General features: G+C 55.6%; 5 protein-coding genes. All 5 read right to left on the bottom strand.

Annotated features, from left to right (window positions below; genetic code table 11):
* Nucleotides 1–22: 22 nt before the first annotated feature.
* From ACE4YL_RS08390 to ACE4YL_RS08370, 5 genes are read right to left on the bottom strand one after another with little or no spacing between them, the layout of a single operon-like run.
* Complete coding sequence (locus ACE4YL_RS08390) at nucleotides 23–337, bottom strand: hypothetical protein (protein ID WP_461369514.1); 315 nt, start codon at nucleotides 335–337, stop codon at nucleotides 23–25.
* On the bottom strand, nucleotides 330–656 hold the full coding sequence (locus ACE4YL_RS08385; protein ID WP_461369513.1) for a hypothetical protein: 327 nt from the start codon (nucleotides 654–656) through the stop codon (nucleotides 330–332). Before ACE4YL_RS08385 ends, ACE4YL_RS08390 begins: the two co-directional genes overlap by 8 nt.
* Nucleotides 657–667: 11 nt before the next feature.
* Nucleotides 668–1,690 carry a hypothetical protein gene (locus ACE4YL_RS08380; RefSeq protein ID WP_461369512.1) on the bottom strand — a complete coding sequence of 341 codons (1,023 nt, stop codon included), beginning with the start codon at nucleotides 1,688–1,690 and terminating at the stop codon, nucleotides 668–670.
* A complete protein-coding gene (locus tag ACE4YL_RS08375) occupies nucleotides 1,690–3,258 on the bottom strand; it encodes a phage portal protein (RefSeq protein ID WP_461369511.1) in 1,569 nt (522 codons plus the stop codon). The genes ACE4YL_RS08380 and ACE4YL_RS08375 overlap by 1 nt, the downstream gene beginning before the upstream one ends.
* Nucleotides 3,259–3,273: 15 nt before the next feature.
* On the bottom strand, nucleotides 3,274–4,716 hold the full coding sequence (locus ACE4YL_RS08370; RefSeq protein WP_461369510.1) for a hypothetical protein: 1,443 nt from the start codon (nucleotides 4,714–4,716) through the stop codon (nucleotides 3,274–3,276).
* Nucleotides 4,717–4,765: the final 49 nt, after the last annotated feature.

Raw genomic sequence — 4,765 nt, 5'->3', positions numbered from 1 at the left:
GGGAGGAAACTCCCATCGTTTGCTATTCAGGTGTCCTTCCGTTTAGCCTATCCATCGAATGCCTCAGCGAACGGACCACCTGCCTCAACTTCCGTTCGGCCTTCCTCGGCTCAACGCCAGCTTCGATCTTCCTCTGGGCCTTCTCTCGCTCTTTCCTCACCTTCTTCTGCAACAGCTTGATCTCGTCATCAATCTTGTAGGCGATGGTCTCACGCCCACACTCCGGGCAGGTGAACCCGACTTCCTCGATACCATCCTCAACCTGCCTAACAAACATATTGTCCTGCACGATGAATACTGCAGGACAATTGTCGCACTGGACTTTGGTCTTATTCATGGTCCCTCTCCTTTGCGTGTAGTTCCTGGTCCCTGCGTCTCAGCAGTTCCAGGAGCTTCACAGCCTCAGAATACCTGCGCTCAAGAACAGCCAGTTCCCTCAGCTGCCTGCGGGTCAGCTCGCCCCTTTCGCGACCTCCCTGCAGATGCGGTATGGCCGTTTTGATCAGCCCGCAGGACTGCAGCAAGCTGTATCGGTGCTCGCTACTTAGTTGATCCCAATAATGGGCATAGTCAAACAGGTCCCTCATGCAGTCTCGTGCGAGATGGAGGAACTTGTCCCAATACCGCGTAGTCTCGAGGCTGGGTATCCGGGGCATGATGGCCCTCCTTAGAACACCATCTGCCTATAGATGTTGTTGTGCCACTCTTCCAAGTAGTCAACCGACCGGGGATCCTTCTTCCAACGGATCAAGTCCTGAACAAACTTCTCTGTTTCAATGACGACGGGCACGACGTAGCAGAGGCAGTTTGGGTGCGGGTGGGGAGGTTCTTCACCCTTCTTGTACACCCCTGGCCCCATGCCATAGAGGTCTGCAGACGCCAAATCGTCGCAGATATCTGGCTCCGGATGACTATCCGATAAGCAGTACTGAACGCCGATATAGGCCGGGTTGATCATGCCCCTGCTGTAGACTGCTTCGTTAAAGGCCATTGCGTACTCTGTCCTGGCAAGCCTGAGTGCTTCATAGGACAGGTTGCCAGGCACACGGCGCTCCATGCGCGCCATCATGTTCGGATAGTCTTCCGCAAGTGTACCATTTCTCACATAAACTTCTAAATCCTTCGCCACTTGGACAGCATCGCGCCCCGAAGTTATGCCTGCGTGGATAATATCCCGCATGGCCTGCCTGGCGGACTCGGCCTGCTCCCAAATGCGATCCGAAATAGCTAACCCTTGGCGAGTGCGCAGCCAGAAGGCTTCGACTGCAGACTTGTTGAGATCAGCAAACCCCCTCTGCAGGCGCAAGAAGTCTATCGGAGCATCCGCCTCTTTCAAAGCCCTGATGAGGAAGTTGTCTATCGGCCGGGCCCCGATCTCTACAACCTCCATCAGGCCCGTCTTGATGAGTGCAGCGCTCTTTTGGTAGATGGTGTCGGCTTCCTTGCGCAGCGCTTTGTCCAAGGCCTCGAGGTGGTTGCGAGTCAGCTGACCCACAGTGGGGCTCAAGCTTCTCAGCTGTTTGGCCACTCGATCCGCCGCATCCAGGTATATCTTGGCCAATGCGGGCTCATGCCTCAGTTTGACAGCCAGAAAGTCCCTTCTGGCTGTGAGGAGTTCCCGGCCCATCACGCTGTCTGATATGCGCCGAATAAGCTCGATGTTGCGCCTGGTCATCTCCTGGACAGACATCACGCATCACCATCACGGCCGCGGTTCTGGCTCTTTTGGATCTCGGCCAAGACCTGCTCGATCATCTTTTGTTCATCTTCAGCGAGCTGAGCGTCCTCAAGCTGAGACCTGCGCAGCATATCCTGGACGATCCTGTCTTTCTCACCCATCACCTCGGGGTCATCACTTTCGTAGTCGTTCATGGTCTCGACGTACTTGGCCAGGAACGACACGGCAGCCTCGTGAGACATGATCTGGTTATTGACGGCCGTGGTGAGGGCCCTTACCAATACTTCGATGGTCTCAGCAACCTCTTTGTCACCCCTCGGGTCTACCTCATCCCAGACCAGCTCAACAGCATGGGTAGCAAACTTCTTGCCTGAAGCCATCGACTCCATAGCCAGTACCATCCTGGCGAGCCTTTTCCAGCTGTCAGCGAACTGCTCCCGTTTGCGATCAATCTTCTTGATCAGCACGGGCATCTGCTCCTTAACGCTGGCCAGGGAACTGGGCGTGTGGGTTCCGAATGCAAACTCCGGTGTCTGAGAGGCATCTATGATACACCAGAACAGCAGTTGAAGCAGTTCTTTGGCATCGCCGGTGGCAGAACGCACTTCGGCGAAGTCGGCGTCTTCACCGTCTTGCGTAAAGATGAACGCCTCTCTACCATCAATCTTGAGTTCGCCGCCCTTACGCATGAACTCGGCAAGATCCGTTATGCCGAAGTTGACTGACAAGAAGGTGTCGACGTCTTTGAGATGCAACTTGAGTTTCGGAGTGCTGTGTAGCTTGGAACCCTGGATGGCGTGGAGCATCACATCGTGATATGCCTTGATGAACGGCTCGATCACCTCGAGCTCGCTCTTCCCAAAAGCAGACCCTGGATCCCTCTCGTTGGAAAACTGAACGATAGGGATGAACCCCCACGGATTTTCCCGTTCCCCTTCCTCGATGCCAGGGTTGTCTCCTTCGATGATCGTCGTGATTCGGGCATCTCTATTGATGCGCTCCTGCACCTTGCATTTGCGTAGATTCCCTCGTTCGTCAATCCATCCGCAGGAGGACTCGAGTACATACTCGATGATCTCACCCGTGATGGGGTGGCGCTTCAGTTTGTCCTGGGCAATCATCTCGGGCGGAATTATGTTATAGACTAACCTGCCGCCAACGGCCTCGGGATAAAGCGCACTGTTTTCTTCGGACTCTTCCCGGGTAAGCCAGACCCAGCAATCCCCATCCCTCAGCCCACCCAGATGCGTCATTTGCATCAGTGAAGAGTGCTCCCCAAAGAACTCATCCAGCACCGCTTGCGCATCTTCATCCTCGCTGACAAAACGGGGTATGCCCATGAAGCCGACAGTAATGTTAATCACCGGCTTGGCGAAGGCGGCGCCCAGCTTATATGCATCATTTGTGTTATCGTAGAGCTCTCGCGCCAGCTGGTAGTCCACAGGTTCAGAACGGAGTTGGTAAACACCCGGAGAAGAGCTGGCTATGCGTATTCCCCATCGATGAACCCTTTGGCGCAGCCTGGAGATTTCTCCTGCTATCTTGCTAGGTATCCTCACCATCTCACCTATGAAGCTCATCTTTTCACCCCGCTTCTAGCGATAGATCTTTATGCTCGCAAGTGCCCTCAAGGCGTCGATGTTCATCCTGCGCCCTTTCGCAAACAACAAACAGACCGCATCGCCATAGTCTGGGGAGCGGCCTAAGCGCTTTTTCATCTCAGCCTTTGACTCGACCACAATCTTTCCCGAGGAGTTGATCTTGTACTTAATGCCGGACAGGTCGGCCAGGAGTTCATCATTCGGCGGCAGACCGATCGGGTTAGGGTTCATCTTGGTATTCGGGTCCAGGAGCTGCCGCAGGTTCCACCACAGCTCACTGCGTAGGTTGTCGAAGTTCTCGGGGTCGTTGGGCTTCTCTGCAACGTTGACCTCGGTCACGGGAGCGCTTTGCTCCCTCAACCTGTCTGCCACGCCGGCGCCCAGACCGATGACGTCGATCTTGATATCGGTGGCCCTGTGCTCCTTGTACGCCTGAATCACACGGCCAGCGGTCTCCATGGTGTCCTGCTTGCTGTAGTCGTGGAGCGCGATGACCTTCCACCCGTGTCGAACGCCGATGACGGTTTTGTCGCTGCCGAACCTGGCAACGTCCACACCGAGTTCGACCGGTTCGCCGTGCTCCATGTCATGCCATCTCTCCATAGCCGCTTCGATCCAAGCCAAGGGGATGAGAGTATCCTCGCTCTCTGGGGGAAACTCACCCTTAACGCGCGCAATATAGGCCGGCGACTCCGGCCCCCAGCGTCTGTACTTATCGGCCACCCACTCCGGAGTTATCAGCTTCGGGTTTGGCAAAGGCCCGGTGATCTTGTTACGCCAGGTGTCGGCAGCGATGTCGCTCTCTGTTATGCCAAACGCCATGAAATTGGGCGTGTCAAACGCGGATATGCTGAGCGTCTTCCAGCCCCCGCCTCTGAACGCCTGAAAGAATGTCCCCGCCGTGCTGGTCGGGTTCCCCAACAAGAGAAGACGTGCGTTACTCGAAGTAAGCACACCCTCAATGGCCTCAAAGATTTCTTCAGGCACGCCCGCGGCCTCGTCCACCACCACCAGAATGTTCTCTTCGTGGAAGCCTTGGAAACGGTCGGGCTCATTCGTAGACAGGCCAGCAGCATACCACTCGTCCTGGACGATCTGAATCTCCGGGCTTTTGGGAAGGAGGTTACCCCCAAGCGGTATCTTGGCCCTCCTGTATGAAGCCCTCACTTCCTTCCAGATCAGCTTCTCCACCTGCCTCCAGGTCGGAGCTGTACTCAGAACGATTGAGTACGGGAAGCAGGAGAGGAACCAGAGTATCACCTGGCCTGCGATGAACGACTTGCCGACGCCGTGGCAGCTCCGGACGGCGGTTCTGGGATAGTCTCTGACCGCCCGCAGTATCTCCGCTTGCTTCTCCCACGGGTGAGCGTTCAAAACTTCCTCGACGAACCAAACAGGGTCACGCTGGGCTTTCTGGAGGATCTGCCTCTCCTTCATGTGCTTTCACCACCAAATCAACCCAGCTCTTTAATTCGACAGGTCCTCC

The organism is Candidatus Darwinibacter acetoxidans, assembly GCF_041936445.1.
Lineage (GTDB): Bacteria > Bacillota > Limnochordia > Darwinibacteriales > Darwinibacteriaceae > DTU010.
The sequence above is the reverse complement of the archived record's forward strand: the minus strand, read 5'-3'. Positions and strand labels throughout refer to the sequence as shown.